Genomic DNA, 1,096 nt, shown 5'->3' with positions numbered 1-1,096 from the left:
GTACGAGGCCCATCACGACATCCTGCCGGTGACACAGGCCCCGAAGGGAGCCGCCACCATCTTGGCCGACGTCGTCGGTCCGGTCTGCGAGACCGGCGACTATCTCGCGCTCGACCGCACGCTGCCGACGCCCAAGGCCGGCGACCTCCTCGCCATCATGACCGCCGGCGCCTATGGCGCCGTGCAGGCCGGCACCTACAACACCCGGCCGCTGGTGCCGGAGGTGCTGGTGAAGGACGATCAATATGCCGTGGTGCGCCCGCGCATCGAGGTTGAACAGCTCATTGCAATGGATCGGCCCGCGCCCTGGCTGTGAGGTGACGACGCCGGCTCAACAACTTCGGTGTCGTCCCCGCGTAGGCGGGGACCCATACTCCCAGGCAGCCGTTGTGACGCCAAGCTGGTAACTCCGAGCCTTCGCCACAGGTTGTCCTGTGGTTATGGGTCCCGGGCTCGCGCTTCGCGCGCCCCGGGACGACGAGCAGAGTGTGGAGCGGCTATTTCCCTCCCAAGCCACCTTTCCCACCAACCACAACACCCGCCTTCTTCTCGATAGGCTTGATCGCCGCGGTGAAGTCGGACTCGGCGCCTTCGGCGCTGATCACCGTCTCCCATAACCGCCCGACCGCGTCGGCGACCTCCATCGACAGGCCGAGTTGCTTCATCTCCTCCAGCGCCAGCCGCACGTCCTTCACCATCAAACCGGTGGCGAAGCCGAAGTCGAAGCTGCGCGGCAGCACCGCGCGCGGAAACTTGTCCCGGCTCGCGGTATTCATGCCCGAGCCGGAATTGATGACGTCGATCATCACGGCGGGATCGAGCCCGGCCTTCACGCCCATCACGACGGCTTCCGACGTCGCCACGATCGCGGTGGCCGACAGGAAATTGTTGGCGAGCTTCATGGTCTGGGCCGCGCCGGGCTTCTCGCCGATGAAGAACACTTTTCCGATCACCTCGAGCGCCGGCTTGAGCAACTCGAACTCGGCTTTCGGTCCCGACACCATCACCGCAAGCGTGCCCTTCTCGGCACCGCCGACGCCGCCGGAGACGGGACAGTCGATCTGCACGATGCCACGCTCGGCGAGCAGTCCGTGAA

The 1,096-nt window shown here is 66.0% G+C and carries 1 protein-coding gene and 2 pseudogenes; 1 reads left to right on the top strand and 2 read right to left on the bottom strand.

Features of this window, described 5'->3' with window-relative positions:
- Nucleotides 1-316, top strand: a pseudogene (locus JHD07_RS24715) (diaminopimelate decarboxylase); the annotation flags it as partial.
- Nucleotides 317-497: 181 nt separating this feature from the next.
- On the opposite strand, the gene JHD07_RS24710 reads toward JHD07_RS24715, so the two are convergent.
- Together JHD07_RS24710 and JHD07_RS24705 are read right to left on the bottom strand one after the other, a co-directional pair.
- Nucleotides 498-902, bottom strand: coding sequence for an NAD-binding protein (locus JHD07_RS24710; RefSeq protein WP_291626802.1), 405 nt, complete (start codon nucleotides 900-902; stop codon nucleotides 498-500).
- 90 nt (nucleotides 903-992) lie between these two features.
- Nucleotides 993-1,096, bottom strand: a pseudogene (locus JHD07_RS24705) (NAD(P)-binding domain-containing protein); the annotation flags it as partial.

The organism is Bradyrhizobium sp. (assembly GCF_016462955.1).
Taxonomy (GTDB): Bacteria; Pseudomonadota; Alphaproteobacteria; order Rhizobiales; family Xanthobacteraceae; genus Bradyrhizobium.
Note: the sequence above shows the minus strand (reverse complement) of the source record. Positions and strands in the feature narration are given on the sequence as shown.